8 protein-coding genes and 1 riboswitch are annotated in these 15,073 nt (G+C 35.6%); of the genes, 7 read left to right on the plus strand and 1 reads right to left on the minus strand.

Annotation, left to right across the window (positions count from 1 at the left end; translation table 11 throughout):
* The 3 genes from LX80_RS14430 to LX80_RS04585 form a co-directional block, all read left to right on the plus strand.
* Positions 1-1,495 (plus strand): T9SS type B sorting domain-containing protein (locus LX80_RS14430; protein WP_170120378.1); only part of this gene is annotated, 1,495 nt, incomplete at its 5' end.
* Between the two features lie 23 nt (positions 1,496-1,518).
* Complete coding sequence (locus tag LX80_RS04580; protein ID WP_111293865.1) at positions 1,519-2,547, plus strand: PorP/SprF family type IX secretion system membrane protein; 1,029 nt, start codon at positions 1,519-1,521, stop codon at positions 2,545-2,547.
* A 494-nt stretch (positions 2,548-3,041) separates the two neighbouring features.
* Positions 3,042-5,180, plus strand: a complete 2,139-nt coding sequence (locus tag LX80_RS04585) for a T9SS type B sorting domain-containing protein (RefSeq protein ID WP_111293866.1) — start codon at positions 3,042-3,044, stop codon at positions 5,178-5,180.
* A 57-nt stretch (positions 5,181-5,237) separates the two neighbouring features.
* On the opposite strand, the gene LX80_RS04590 is transcribed toward LX80_RS04585, so the two are convergent.
* Positions 5,238-6,494 (minus strand): homoserine dehydrogenase, encoded by a 1,257-nt coding sequence (locus LX80_RS04590; protein WP_245897971.1) that lies wholly within the window; start codon positions 6,492-6,494, stop codon positions 5,238-5,240.
* A 125-nt stretch (positions 6,495-6,619) separates the two neighbouring features.
* Positions 6,620-6,721: riboswitch (SAM riboswitch) on the minus strand.
* 143 nt (positions 6,722-6,864) lie between these two features.
* Here LX80_RS04590 and uvrA point away from each other — a divergent pair.
* The 4 genes from uvrA (at position 6,865) to LX80_RS04610 (ending at position 15,029) form a co-directional block, all read left to right on the plus strand.
* Positions 6,865-9,780: an excinuclease ABC subunit UvrA gene (uvrA, locus tag LX80_RS04595; protein ID WP_111293868.1), complete on the plus strand. Its 2,916-nt coding sequence runs from the start codon at positions 6,865-6,867 to the stop codon at positions 9,778-9,780.
* Positions 9,781-10,017: 237 nt separating this feature from the next.
* Positions 10,018-10,335: a hypothetical protein gene (locus tag LX80_RS04600; protein WP_146250376.1), complete on the plus strand. Its 318-nt coding sequence runs from the start codon at positions 10,018-10,020 to the stop codon at positions 10,333-10,335.
* A gap of 75 nt (positions 10,336-10,410) precedes the next feature.
* On the plus strand, positions 10,411-11,781 hold the full coding sequence (locus LX80_RS04605) for a TolC family protein (RefSeq protein WP_170120379.1): 1,371 nt from the start codon (positions 10,411-10,413) through the stop codon (positions 11,779-11,781).
* A gap of 5 nt (positions 11,782-11,786) precedes the next feature.
* On the plus strand, positions 11,787-15,029 hold the full coding sequence (locus tag LX80_RS04610) for an efflux RND transporter permease subunit (RefSeq protein ID WP_245897973.1): 3,243 nt from the start codon (positions 11,787-11,789) through the stop codon (positions 15,027-15,029).
* The last annotated feature ends 44 nt before the right edge of the window (positions 15,030-15,073 follow it).

A 15,073-nucleotide genomic window follows, 5' to 3' on the forward strand; every position in this document is an offset into this window, starting at 1 on the left:
AGCGATAACACCATTAACACCGAGTGTTAGTGGTGGGGCAGTAACCGGTTACAGTATAAGTGGAACATTACCTGCGGGTTTAAACTTTAATACAACTACAGGTGTAATTAGTGGAACACCGACAGCAATAAGTGCAGCGACAGATTATACGATTTCAGCAACCAATAGTGGCGGTAGTACAACAGCTACTGTAAATATTACGGTAGTCAATAGTGTGGTACCCACATTTGTGAATGTGAATAATAATAATATATGTGTAGGCCAGGTAATACAGTATAGCACTCAGTCAGGTTATTATAATTATAGTTGGAACATACCCGGAACTTTAAATGTAGATTATAAGATAGTGAGTGGGGGTATAGGAAGTACAGACAATCAGGTTACGTTGCAATGGTTAAGTTCGGGTAATAAAACTGTATCAGTTAATTATGCGGATGTGAACGGATTTACAGGGACATTAGCAGCAGTAGTTACTAATACGGTAAATGGTTTGCCAAGTGGTACCATAGTGGCACCACAGGGAACAATATTGTGTTCAGGTACAAATTTACCTCTTAGCGTTAGTGGAGGAGTAAGTTATGCCTGGCAATTAAATGGAGTAGGGATAAGTGGCGGAACCAATGGTCAATTGTCTGCTAATACAGTAGGGACATATAGTGTATTGATTACAGATGCGAATGGATGTAGTAACAATGCCGGCAATACGGTTACGTTAACGGGAATTAGTGCACCGGTAGCATCCTATACTGTTAATAGTTATTGTGTTAATCAGCCGCTACAAGTTAGCAATACCTCACAGACTACAAATAGCGGTATGGTAAGTTATACATGGAGTGATAATTTGGGTAATACGAGCAGTAGTTCAGTTCCATCGTTTAGTTATAGTCAGCCGGGGAATGTACAGTTGCAGTTAACAGTAACGCCGCAGTTGTGTCCACAATTAGCTAATAGTGTTACGCAAAGTATAACAATAGCATCACCGCAAGCGGGGTTACGGATGTCTCCGGTAAATGTGATAATGGGAAACAATACAACCTTGAATGCTCGTCAAATTAGTGGTGTTATTAATTACAGTTGGGTTCCTTCAACCGGCTTAAGTAATGGAAGTGTATCTAATCCAACGGTAAATATCAATCAGGAGCAGTTGTATTATATCAATATGACTACATCATCAGGATGTGTAACAACGGATACACTATTGGTACGTGTATTTGCGGGATGGGACATATTTGTTCCGAATGTATTCTCACCGAATGGAGATGGTGTCAATGATATATTGAATGTGAACTTGGTAGGTGTGAAGAGTTTACATTACTTCCGGATATACAATAGGTGGAGTAAAAAGGTATTTGAGACCTCGAATGCGGGAACAGGATGGGATGGAAAAGTAAATGGGGTATTACAACCAATGGCTACGTATGTATGGGTAGCGGAGGGTGTAGACAATAACGGGAATATAGTACACAAAGAGGGAACCGTTACATTATTAAGATAAAAAAGAATTGAAACCAAAACGATATGGAAAAGTACAGTATTTATAAAAAAATAGTTATTACAGCAACAGTTGTAATAGCATTCATGAGTGGGATAAAGGCGCAGGATCCGCATTTTTCCCAATACTTTAGTTCACCAATGACAATTAACCCATCGTTAATAGGAAAGGATGTAGAAGATTGGCGTTTAACGAGCACGTTGCGCAGACAGTGGTGGGGTGGTACGGTAGCGCCATATAATACATACACAGCTTCGATAGAGAAGCGAATAGCGATGAGTAGTACAGGGGATAACCAGTTAGGGATTGGTATGATGGCATTTAGTGACGAGTCGAATAATGGTTTATTGAAGGATACTTATTTGAGTTTAGGAGCTGCCTATAATATGACATTAGATGGTACCGGTCAGCATCATTTAGGAGCCGGATTAACGGCGAACTATGCGGGACGTTTGGTAGATCCGAGCAAGTTTGAGTTTCAATCGCAATTTGGGAGTATGGGATTTCAACGCAGTGTTCCTTCAAATGATCCTGTGACAATACAAAGCAATCATTACCTGGAAGTGAATGCGGGCTTGAATTACAGTTATGATAGTAAGAAGTGGGGATTTAATTTGGGTGCAGCGGTATTTCACGCATCAAGGCCCAAGGGTGGTGTTTATTTAAACTCAACATATACAATAGATGCACGCTATAGTATACAGGGTGGATTGTATTTCAATTTAGCAAATAAGAATCAGATATTATTGAGTGAGATATCGGAGATGCAGGGACAGAACAGCATACATAGTGTAGGGATGGTGTATAAGATAAGTGTAAAGGATAAAACATTGCGGAGTTTGAATGTAGGGTTATGGGAGCGCTTTGGTGATGCGACATATCCTTATATTGGATTAGAATCAGAGCGTTGGATAGCCGGGTTAACATATGATGTAGTTACATCGGGTGTAAAAACAACATCGAATAGTGTACAGAGCATGGAGCTAAGTTTCGCATGGCAGTTTTTTTCTGCCAAACATCAACCTAAACCTGTAAAACGCATTATACAATATTAGCTATCATTTAAATCGATCTTTTGATGTAAACTTAATTCTATATCCTTTGGGAATGATGAAGAACCGGGTTAAGCGAATTGCTTCCCGGTTTTTTTTATATCTATTGTCTATGTTTCTTAATAACAAATTTTGCCAATTGTCAATTTAATTATAGGTATAAAAAAATATACTTATTAAAAAAGTATTTTATAAAATTTAAATCATGACAACTTGTAGTATTACTTGAATTTTAAGATGAGGATTGTACTACATAGATGCTGTATGACTTATATTTTTTACCCATTTTTTGGCTGTTTTTTATGACAAAAATCATATTTCTTAAATATAATCCATAATTAGTTTTTGCATCTTCTTTTTTAAAAAAATTGTGGCGAAAAATTACTACAAATATTGGTAGCTTACTGCTACGTTTTCTTGTTGCATTGCTTTACGGCACTTCATTTTATACTGTAATAACTTTATACTCAGATAGCAATATCCCCGTCTGAAAATTCATGAAAATCCTAAAAAACCATAGTGATTCATTTCAATATCCATTCTTTTCAAAAATATTATTGAGTATCATAGGAATGGTTTTTTCATTTTGTGCTACTAGCCAATCTTTTCAATTTGAAAAAGGCTATAGTGATTTTCCATTTACATATAATCATATTATTGTTTCTGCATCTGGTTCCGGCTCTTATGTTCCTTATGATAATGCTTGGATCAGTTGTGGAGTTGCTACCAAGGCAGGAAGTATTTGGTTAGGTGCTTATGGCCCGGCTTCATTTACCAATCAGTTTTCACAACCGGTGAATGATATGGTTTATAATATCAATGCAGCCGATACTACTGAAACTTTCACTTTTTCTGTAAATAATGGAAATATTCAATTAAATATTTTATCAGGTTGTTCTGACAAATGGCTTATAAATGGTAATCAATTGGTATGTCAGGGCGTAAATGCAGGCTTACGTATTCAAATTCATTCTTCACAACCGTTTACACAAGTTGATATTCAACATAATGGTTTAATGGATGGCTCTTTAGTTACTATGGTATTAGATGAAGTTTTAGAATTTGCAGATACACATTCCTCTATAAAAGTGCAACCCATACCGCCGCAAAAAATTTGTTTAGGAAATGCTATACCCGACATTCCTATTGCTATTTCGGGAGATAATAATGAACTTGGTTTAATAAATTGTAGTGTTAGTTCTTCTGATCAACAATTAATCGCCGATTCAAATATTACAGTTGTAGGAACAAAGGGAGATAGATATATACATTTTACAAAAACTCCTGCCTATGCTGGTATTGTTTCATTACTTTTAAATATTCGTGATGATGATGGACTATATATTCAAATACCCATTACGCTGGAAGTACTTAAAGGAAATGTGAAGGTGATGATAAAAACAAAATCTAACTTATGCAAAGGTGAAACCGTTACATTAGACGGAACGCCTGCTAAAGGTATTTGGAACATTAATCAAAATACAATGTCCGATGACCTAACAACAAATAGTGCAGGTTTAAGTATGCAAAATGGCAAATTAATTGCCAATAATGTTGGTAAGTATCAATTGTCTTATACAGTAGTTGATAGCAGCACAGGTTGTTCTTTATCAACTAATACATCTATTCAGGTGCATGATTTGCCGGTGAATAAAGTATTTACTGCAAAAGGAACTTTGCTTTGCGAGGGCAGTGAGCTGCCTTTGTCAGCACCCAATGCCGCAAGTTATCAATGGTTTAAAAATCAACAACCATTGCAGGAGAAAACTCAAGTTATTCAAGTAAAGACAAGTGGAAATTATGCAGTTCAAATTAAAGACTCAAATGGATGTGTGAACCCTGCTTTAATTCAGGTATCCATAACCGGTATTGCTAAGCCCAAAGCTGCATTTGTAATAAATTCTTATTGTACCAACTTGCCAATTCAATTACAAAATCAATCAGATGTAAGTCAAAGCGGCCCTGTTAATTTTCAATGGATTGATAGTAGAGGGAATAGTAGTTATGATGCTACACCGTCATTTATTTACCAAACTGCAGGTGAAGTAAAAATTCAATTAAAAATTACTTCACAGGTTTGCCCCTCTTTAATATCCGATGCGGTAAAAACAATGTTAATAGAAAGTCCTGATAAGGGGAAAACTTTACCAGAGTTAACCACTCAAGAAACAACAGTTAGGTTGCAGTCAGGAAGAGCAGGTAAACAATATCAATGGCAGCCTGCAAGTGCATTTGTTAATGCAAGTGTGCCAAATCCAATATTGAATGTTACTGAAGGTAAACACGAATATACTGTTACAGTTACTAATGCTTCAGGTTGTACTGTTACAGATACATTAGTGGTAAACGCTGCTGCTAATAATGGTATTTATGTAGCCAATGTATTTTCACCCAACGGTGATGGACAGAATGACAAGTTAATAGTGAATTTAATTGGGTATACTCATTTAAAATTTTTTAGGGTATATGATAGGAAAGGGCGTTTACTATTCCAAACCTCAAATGTTGGTGAGGGTTGGGATGGAACAGTAAACGGTTCACTACAACCTTTAGATACTTATGTATGGGTTGCAGAAGCCCTAAATGATAAAGGTCAACGTATTTACAGGGAAGGAAGTACTACCTTACTTCGATAGAAGGAAGTTTGTTAAAATAATTTTTATACCAAATATTAAATTCCACTCAACTGAAATTTATATCTTAATCCCCGCTAATTCCAAACTTCTTTTTTTTATTTTTTTAATTTCTACATTTTCAATAATGGGTTCCGGCATAACAATTAATGAAGTTTGATTTGTTTTCCACCATTGTTGTCCGTATAAATGTTGCGCATGTATTACACCCACCAAATATTTTCTTTCCTCACCGGCATGCCATTCTTCAATCCATTCAAATTTTTCCTTTGGAATATGATTCCAATCTGTAAAGCTTAAGTAAACCTTTAAATAAAAGTCATGTGAAAGTGTGTGTGGTTGGTGGTGGTAAAGTTTTTTGTATTCATATTTGTATTGATAACGTAACGCAGCAATGTCACTTAATACTGCCGACGCTGTTGGAAAACTTCCGGCACCTTTTCCATAAAAAAATTGCTTATCGGCAAATCCGCTTTCAATTACAACACCATTGTATTCATTTTTTACAAACGACAAGGGTTCATCTACTTTGGTAAATTGTGGAAGTACAAATGCTGCAACATTTCCATCTTTCAACTTTTTTGCTTGTGCTACTAATTTTATCTCAAACTTTTTTTCTTGTGCAACTTGTGCATCTGTTGTTTGTATATTTTGAATACCCGTAAATAAAATATTATTCGGATGTTCAATTATTCCATAAGCATGATTTAACAGGAGCGACCATTTGTTTACTGCATCATATCCTTCAACATCTAATTTTGGATTGCTTTCAGCAAAACCTGATTGTTGTGCCAATAAAAGTGCTTCAGCAAAACTCAAATTTTCTTCAAACATTTTAGTTAAAATAAAGTTTGTTGAACCGTTCACAATTGCTTTTATTGCATGCAACAAATCATTGTCATAATATTCTTCTAAATTTCTAATTACCGGAATTGATGCACAAGCCGCACTTTCATACAGTAATGAATTACCGGTTTCTAACTGTAATTGTAATAATTCAGGTAAATGTTCCGCTAACATTTTTTTATTGGCGCTTACTACTGCTTTTCCTTGTTGTAAAGCAGTACTAACTATATCAAATGCTGCATCTGCATCATCAGTTACTTCAACAATTACGTTTATATTGTTATCATTCAATAAAATGCTTTTATCGGTACAAAATAATTCTGCCGGCGCATTTCTTTTTTTTTCAGGGTGTTTAATACACACTTTTACTAATTCGGCTTTTAGTGAAGGGGTTTGTTGTAAAACCTTGTATAATCCTTCGCCTACTACTCCAAAACCAAACAAACCAATGCGCAATGATTGCTGCTGCATAATTAATTATTTATAAAATGAAAAAAGTTTTAAAGAGGAAATCTGTAACGCAATAAAAAAGCCTGCACCGATAAAGTCAGGCAGGCTTTTAAACATATATTTATAAGAATGTAATAAAAACTTCTGACTTATCTTTCCCGTTTCCGGGATGGAGTTGGCACCTTCATGTAAAACATGGGTTGCCAAGGCTTCATTGGGCCAATTCCCTCTGCCTTTCTTGATAAGTATTTTTCAAATAAGCTGGCGCAAAAGTAATAGATGGTGAGTAATACTTCCAAATTTTTTTATTTTTTGAATTAGAATTTAATGAAGCTCAACATTTCGCAAGCATGCTTGTTCCTATATTTGAAAGAATTTTATGGGTACATCAATGAAACATCAGAAAAATCATAATTCATCGGCTTTATTGGAATTTATTGAAATTATGGGGGCAAGGGAACATAATTTAAAAAATATTGATGTTTCTATTCCCAAAAATAAATTGGTTGTAATTACCGGCTTAAGTGGAAGTGGTAAATCTTCTTTGGCTTTTGATACCATTTACAATGAAGGGCAACGTCGCTATATGGAAAGTTTTAGTGCCTATGCTCGACAGTTTATTGGCGATATGGAGCGCCCCGATGTTGATAAAATAACGGGCTTATCGCCAGTTATTTCAATTGAACAAAAAACTACCAATAAAAATCCTCGTTCAACAGTAGGTACAATAACCGAAGTGTACGACTTTTTGCGTTTATTGTATGCTCGTGTAGCCGAAGCATATAGTTATGAAACAGGTAAGAAAATGGTGAAGTTTTCTGAAAAAGAAATCATTGATCACATTTATGCTTCATTTCCTAATCAAAAAATCTCCATATTGGCACCTTTGGTAAGGGGGCGTAAAGGACATTATCGAGAATTGTTTGAGGAAATTAGGAAAAAAGGTTTTCTAAAAGTTAGAATTGATGGTGAAATTAAAGATGTAACTGCAAAGCTTCAAGTGGATAGATATAAAGTACATGATATTGAGGTAGTTGTTGATAGAATGGCGGTTACAACTGATATGCGTTTGCGTATTGTGCAGAGTGTTGAAACTGCACTTAAGTTGGGAAAAGATTTAATGTTTATTTTACTGAATGATACCAATAAAATTGTTCAGTACAGCAGTAAGTTAATGTGCGTTGATACGGGTATAAGTTACGAAGAACCTTCCCCCAATGCATTTTCATTTAATTCTCCTTATGGTGCCTGTACAACTTGTAAAGGATTGGGTTCAATTTATTCCGTTAGTTTAACACAAATCATTCCTGATAAAAGTATTTCCATAAAGGAGGGTGGTATTGTGCCTTTAGGTGCTGAAAGAAATGCACAGCTATATCAACAAATGGCAGCATTTGCAAAAAAAAATAAAATTAATATTAATGTTCCTATTAATCAATTGAAGGAAGAGCAAATCAATCTGCTACTTTTTGCTACAGAAAATCCCGGTGACATTGATAATGCATTAATTGCTAATAGTGATGCTTCAGAAACCAATTATTTGTATGATGGTACTTTTGAAGGCGTTATACCCATGTTGAAAAGATGGTTCACTGCTTCAGGCAGTACTGAAACTACTCGTGAATGGGTTGAACAGTTCATGGAATTGAAAACTTGCCCTACTTGCAATGGGGCAAGGTTAAAAAAAGAAAGTTTGTGGTTTAAAATTAATAACAAGAATATTGCTGAATTGGGCGAATTTAGTTTAGAGGATTTAGCCAATTGGTTTAAACATTTACCTGCACATTTAACTGCCAAACAACAAATCATTGCTAAAGATGTGTTGAAAGAAATCAATGATAGATTGGGTTTTTTGAATGATGTCGGACTAACCTATCTTCATTTAAACAGATCGTCGCGCACACTAAGTGGTGGAGAAAGCCAACGGATACGGCTTGCTACACAAATTGGGTCACAATTGCAAGGCATCACATATATTTTAGATGAGCCTTCTATTGGTTTACATCAGCGTGATAATCATCGCTTAATTCAGGCGCTGCAAAATTTACGTGATATAGGTAATACCGTAATTGTTGTTGAACACGATAAAGATATAATGCTTGCGGCTGACTATTTAATTGACATTGGCCCGAAAGCTGGTAAAATGGGTGGACAGGTAGTTGCAGCAGGTACCCCTTCTGAAGTTATGAAAATGCATACACCCACTGCAGGTTATTTAAATGGTTCCATACAAATACCGGTTCCAACACAAAGACGTAAAGGCAATGGTAATTTTATAGAGATTAAAGGTGCTTCGGGGAATAATTTAAAAAATGTACATGTAAAATTTCCTTTGGGTACATTAATTTTAGTAACAGGGGTAAGTGGCAGCGGAAAGTCAACCTTAATCAATGAAACTTTATATCCATTGCTGGCAGCTCATGCTTATGATTCTCGAACAAAACCCATGCCATTTAAATCTATTACAGGTTTAGAAAATATTGATAAGGTTATAGAAATTGATCAATCCCCCATAGGACGTACGCCACGAAGTAATCCTGCTACATATTGTGGTTTTTTTACGGATATAAGAACACTATTTGCATCGGTACCGGAAGCTAAAATAAGAGGGTATAATGCAGGAAGATTTTCATTTAATGTTAAAACTGGGCGGTGCGATGTTTGTGAGGGTGGAGGAATGCGTGTAATTGAAATGAATTTTTTACCCGATGTTTATGTGCCTTGTGAAAAATGCAATGGTAAAAGGTATAATAGAGAAACTTTGGAAATAAGATATAAGGGGAAGTCAATTAGTGATGTGCTCGATATGTCTGTTGATGAAGCTTGCGATTTTTTTCAGCCGGTGCCCTGGATACATCGTAAAATTAAAATACTACAAGAAGTGGGCTTGGGTTACATTACCTTGGGTCAAAGTGCTGTTACTTTAAGCGGTGGTGAAGCACAACGCGTTAAACTTGCTACTGAATTGGGTAAAAAAGATACCGGAAAAACTTTTTATATACTTGATGAACCTACAACCGGATTGCATTTTCAAGATATTATGATGTTGATGGAGGTTGTTCAGAAATTAGTAAACAGAGGCAATACTGTTTTAATTATTGAGCACAATTTAGATGTAATTAAACAAGCCGATTATATTATTGATTTAGGCCCCGAAGGTGGTTCCGGTGGCGGAAAATTACTATTTGCCGGTACACCTGAAGAATTGTGTAAAGTAAAAGAAAGCTATACTGCATTATACTTAAAGAAGGAGTTAGAAGAGAATAAGGCAACACAAAAAACATTAAAAACAAATAAAAAAATATAAAATTAAACTTACACTTGTAAGTTTGAATTGATTTTTGTCAAGCAGTTGCAATGAAATGACATAAAAATTGAAATTCTAATCTGCTTCTAATCTATATTTCGTATTTCTAACAAAAAATTTTATGCTTCGTATTTAGTTTTGTGCTAGAAAATGCAGTAACCCATGCATCGCTTTTATAAAGCATATAATTTAATTATCAAGTTACTTTTTTTTACCCTGTATATTTTATTTTTTGGGGTGCAGTTACTTTTTAATTTCGATGCAGTATCTGAAGATCAATTAATTGATACAGAATTACATGCTCACGCTTCCTTTCATAACCGGCATTTTTTCCATCAATCCGTATATACGCATAATACTTCGCAGCAAGGTGATAACATACGTTTGAACAAGCGTTATCAGCCCGAAACTGTTGCAATTATAACATTATTTGTATTAACTGTTTCCCCATTAATATTTTTTCGAGTAATTTATTCTTATTATAAAGAATCATTTGTATCTTTCTTACAGCATACAACTACCCTGCGAGGCCCACCGGTTAGTATGCCTTTTTAAAGTTCTCTTTTATTTCATTTTTAAAAACCTAAAGGTTATATGTTTTCATTTAACAAAAAGTCAATAATTGGCTCTATGCTACTTGTTGTGTGGTTAGGTAGTATAGTAACAGTTTTCGGCCAAACAACACCATCGTATTTTTCATTACCACAATTAACCGATTCTGCTTTGCATTTTTATCCATCAGTAATGAGTAAACAAGCATTGGTTGCTAGTGCTCGTGCCGGCATTATGGATGCAAAGCATGCTGCTCTACCTTCTTTAGATGTACATGACCAGGTAACTACATCTACTGCTAATGGCGTAACCGGTACTTTTTTGCCATTGGGTATTGCCATTCCCACAGCAGGGGGTATAACTGCTAATAACAATTGGCAACCTGCTGCCGGTAATATTGGTTTAATATACAGTCAATATGAGTTATACAACTTTGGTTTAAACAAAGCAAGGGTTATGGATGCTATTGCCAATGCTCGTTTTGCTGAATCAGATTATGCAAAAGAAACCTATTTATTAAAATTAAATGTTGCCAATTACTATTTGGCTTTATTAAAAAACATTCAACAATTGGGTGTTGAGCAAGATAATGTACGCCGATATGAAACCCTGTTTACAGTAATTAGAGCACAGGCTGCCAGTGGCTTAAAACCCGGCGTTGATTCATCTTTGGCAAAGGCTGAGTTAGCAAAAGCACGCATTAATTATAACAATCAATCAGATTTAGTTTTACGCTTACGCGAACAGTTATCCATGCTTACCGGTATATCTATTGATAGATTGAATGTTGATACCGCTGTAGGCAGGTTTAACGATTTAATTATTCAGAATAATTTTTCTAGTGAAGTTGACACATTAAATAACCCTTTGGTTGATTATTATCGTCAAATTAAAAATCGTTATATCGCCCAAGGAAAATTAATACAAAAAACTTATCAGCCTAAAATTTACTTAGCCGGTGGATTTTGGGGAAGAGGTTCAAGTATTGATTATCAAGACCAGTACAAAGCCTTTGCTTCCGGTTTGGGCTATCAAAGGTTTAATTATTCTGTTGGTTTAGCATTTACGTATAATTTATTCGATGGTATTCATAGAAAAGATCAAATGACAGTTAACAAGTTTGCAACACAAAGCAGTGACTACGATTTGCAGGAACAGAAATTGTATTTGTCTAACTCCTATCAAAAAGCAATGGCTTCCATTGATATCATTCAGAAAAATTTATTGGAAATACCCATTCAACTTCAATCAGCACGCGATGCTTATCATCAAAAAGTAGCACAGTACAATGCCGGTTTAATTAACTTAATTGATTTAACCAACTCTGCATTTGTATTGTACCGAAGCCAAACCGATTATATTCAAACCATAACAAATTGGTTACAAGCTAATTTAGATAAATCAGCTGCAGCAGGTACAATTGATTCATTCATTCAAACAATAAAATAATTAATATGGTACGTTCTGCCCTTAAAAGGCCTATTACAGTAATTGTTTTGTTTGCAGGGTTATTACTATTTGCGGTAATGGCTTTGCGTACAATTCCTATTGATATATTCCCCAAACTTAACTCACCTACCATTTATGTAATTGAACAATATGGTGGTATGTCGGCAGCACAAATGGAAGGATTTTTTGCCACCCGTATGGCCGACCAATTTTTGTATATTGATGGAGTAAAAAATATTGAAAGTAAAAATATTCAGGGGTTAACACTTATTAAATTAACCTTTTATGAAGATGCTGATATGGCAGAAGCTTCAGCCGAGGTAGCCTTACAGGTAAATAGAACCATGGCCTTCTTCCCGCCAAGTGCTTTACCACCTACCGTAATTCGTTTCGACGCATCTTCATTACCGGTTGGTGAGTTGGTATTTAGCAGTAAAACCCGTCCATTAAGTGAAATATTTGACCTTGCGGTTACGCGTATTCGTCCACTATTTGCAACCGTACCGGGTCTTTCTGCACCACCGCCATTCGGTTCAAATGCTCGTACTGTTTTAATTAATATTAATCCTACTAAACTCAGTTCCTATAATTTGTCTGCTGATCAGGTAGTTGAAGCTATTGCTAAAAATAACTCCATTTCACCTTCAGGAAACATACGGATTGATAGTACCATGTATGTTACTTCGGTAAATTCATTGGAAACTAAAGTAAAAGACTTTGAAGATATTCCCATTGTTAGTAATAATTCTACTTCCATTTTTGTAAAAGATGTTGCCACTGTTACCGATGGTGCTGATATTACAGTTGACTATGCCTTAATTAATGGGAAACGTTCAGTGTATATTCCGGTTGTAAAAACTGCCAGTGCTTCAACTTGGGATGTTGTGCAAAAATTGCGGGCTAAGCTACCTGAAATGCAAAGCTTATTGCCGAAAGATGTTCATATTGAATATGCTTTCGACCAATCGGTATTCGTAATCAATTCCGCCAAAAGTTTAATGACGGAAGGTATTTTAGGTGCGGTACTAACCGGATTAATGGTGTTATTGTTTTTGCAAGACTGGCGTAGTAGTGTTGTGGTAATTATTACCATTCCGGTAGCTATTTTAAGTGCCGTATTCTTTTTAAAACTTTCCGGACAAACCATTAATATAATGACCTTAAGTGGTTTGGCTTTGGCTATTGGTATTCTGGTTGACCAGGCTACGGTGACCATTGAAAACATTCACCAACATTTGGAAATGGGTAAGTCGAAGAAGCAAGCCATTTTAGATGCGTGTCAGGAAATATCATTCCCATTATTATTAATCTTGTTATGTATATTGGCGGTATTTGCACCTGCGTTTGTAATGAATGGCGTTCCTAAAGCCATGTTCCTGCCATTGTCATTATCTATCGCATTTGCTATGATTATATCTTACATAGGTGCGCAAACTTTAGTGCCGGTAATTTCAAACTGGTTACTAAAAGAAGATATGTTTAATAAGTATCATCATGAACAACCTCATGCACATGCAGGTTTAGCTTTAGATAATGAGGAAAAAAATGAAGTAGTTCACCATACACATCAAGATGAAACCCATAAAGAAGAAGACAACTTCTTCCAACGGTTAAAAATGGCGTTGGCTCGTCGCCTTGAAAAATGGATGCCCAGAAGAAAGATAATTGTAATTGTTTATTTAATTGTGGCTTTTAGTGCAGCCGGATTCTGTTTCGTAATTATTGGTAAAGATTTATTGCCCAAAACCAATGCAGGTCAATTACAATTGCGTTTACGTGAACCCGATGGTACTCGCTTAGAAGTAACTGAGCGTGCTACAAAAGGAGTACTAAACATTATTAATAAAACTGTTGATGATAATGTAGAAATTTCATCTGCATATGTAGGGTTAGTACCTGCCAACTTTGGTACCAGTAACTTATATATTTTTAATAGCGGTACCCATGAAGCGGTTATTCAAATAAACTTGAATGAAAAGTATAAAGTAAACATGGAAAATTTAAAGGAAAAGCTAAGACATGAAATTGCAAAGGCTTATCCTGACATGAAAATTTCATTCGAGCCAATTGAATTAACAGAAAAAATTATGGCTCAAGGTGCTTCTACACCCATTGAAGTTAGGGTGGCAGGAAAGAATATGAATGATATTGAGAATTATGCCGATAGAGTTATGGCGAATATGAAAGCCATCCCATTCTTGCGTGATGTACAAATAGCCGAGCCTTTGAAATATCCTACCATTAATATTAAAGTTGACAGAGAAAAATTAGCATTGATGGGATTAAGTATTGACAATGTTACACGTAGTATTACTGCCAGTACTTCTTCAAGCCGTTATACCAATAAAAACTTCTGGCTCGATCCCAATAACTCATACACGTATCAAACTCAAGTTCAAATTCCGGAATATGCAATGAATTCTTTGCAAGAATTAGAAGCTACCCCATTGGTAAAAGGGCAGGCCAGACCGGTATTATCAGATGTTGCAACAATATCAGTAGATAGTTTACCCGGCGAATATGATAGAAGTGGTCCAAGAAGATATGTTGTAATTAGTGCTAATATTTATAAAAAAGATTTAGGAACTGCAACTACCGCAGTGCAAAAAGCAATAAAAGAATCCGGAACTCCTCCAACAGGGTTAATTACAGAGGTAAAAGGAATGTCATCATTACTAATAGAAACATTAGATTCTTTACAGAGTGGTTTGTTGGCAGCAATTGTAGTTATTTTATTGTTGTTGGCTGCTAATTATCAATCGTTTGGATTAGCCATATCTGTACTTGCTACAGTGCCGGCGGTATTGTTGGGTGCATTATTAATGTTATTAGCTACAGGTGCAACGTTAAACCTCCAATCTTACATGGGTATTATCATGTCCACAGGTGTATCTGTTGCAAACGCAATTCTAATTGTTACGAATGCAGAAGCATTACGATTAAAATATAAAAATGCTTTCAAAGCGGCTTCTGTAGCTGCGAGTATTCGTTTGCGCCCAATATTAATGACCAGCTTGGCTATGATAGCCGGTATGATACCCATGGCCAGTGGTTTGGGTGAATCAGGTGATGAATCTGCACCATTAGGAAGAGCTGTAATAGGCGGTTTGGCTGCCTCTACAGTAGCAGCTTTGTTTATTGTGCCATTGGTATATGGTTGGATTCAACAAAAAGCTTCATTTAAAGATGTATCATTACTGCCTGAAGATGAGGTAAAAGATGAACATACTGAACATGAAAATGATTAACTCAATTTTTTGTAACTTGATGATAATACTAAATTAACTTTTAA

Origin of the sequence: Hydrotalea sandarakina, assembly GCF_003254115.1 — a bacterium.
Classification (GTDB): Bacteria; Bacteroidota; Bacteroidia; order Chitinophagales; family Chitinophagaceae; genus Hydrotalea; species Hydrotalea sandarakina.

Bases quoted from the DNA above. Each gene is read 5' to 3' on its own strand.
- LX80_RS04580 (WP_111293865.1), top strand. From the start codon at position 1,519: ATGGAAAAGTACAGTATTTATAAAAAAATAGTTATTACAGCAACAGTT.
- uvrA (WP_111293868.1), top strand. From the start codon at position 6,865: ATGAAACATCAGAAAAATCATAATTCATCGGCTTTATTGGAATTTATT.
- LX80_RS04590 (WP_245897971.1), bottom strand. From the start codon at position 6,494: ATGCAGCAGCAATCATTGCGCATTGGTTTGTTTGGTTTTGGAGTAGTA.
- LX80_RS04610 (WP_245897973.1), top strand. From the start codon at position 11,787: ATGGTACGTTCTGCCCTTAAAAGGCCTATTACAGTAATTGTTTTGTTT.
- LX80_RS04585 (WP_111293866.1), top strand. From the start codon at position 3,042: ATGAAAATCCTAAAAAACCATAGTGATTCATTTCAATATCCATTCTTT.
- LX80_RS04605 (WP_170120379.1), top strand. From the start codon at position 10,411: ATGCTACTTGTTGTGTGGTTAGGTAGTATAGTAACAGTTTTCGGCCAA.